Raw genomic sequence first — 388 nt, 5'->3', positions numbered from 1 at the left:
GGCCACGGCACAGGTGGCCGCGCTGTCGACCAACCAGATCGCCGCGCTGAGCACCGCCGCCGTATCCGGTTTGACCACCAACCAGATCGTCGCGCTGACCACCGCGCAAGCAAGCTCGCTGAGCACCGCGCAAGTGGCCGGTCTGACGACCGCCGCCATCGCCGCGCTGGAAACGGCCGACTTCGCCGCATTGAAGTCCGACGCGATTGCCGCCCTGAGCGCCAATCAGGTCAAGGCCCTGACCACCAATCAAGTGGTGGCGCTGACCACCGCCGAAGCTGCCGCACTGAGCACCGCGCAAGTTGCCGCGCTGTCGAGCGATGCGATCGCCGCGCTGGAAACGGCTGACCTGTCGGCCATCAAGACGGCCGCCATCGCCGCCCTGAGC

The 388-nt window shown here is 68.3% G+C and carries 1 pseudogene; it reads left to right on the top strand.

What is annotated here, in order from left to right:
- Positions 1 to 388 (top strand): annotated as a pseudogene (locus RUGAMON1_RS32705) (heme utilization protein); the annotation flags it as partial.

Origin of the sequence: Duganella rhizosphaerae, assembly GCF_040364205.1 — a bacterium.
Classification (GTDB): domain Bacteria; phylum Pseudomonadota; class Gammaproteobacteria; order Burkholderiales; family Burkholderiaceae_D; genus Rugamonas; species Rugamonas rhizosphaerae.
Note: the sequence above shows the minus strand (reverse complement) of the source record. Positions and strands in the feature narration are given on the sequence as shown.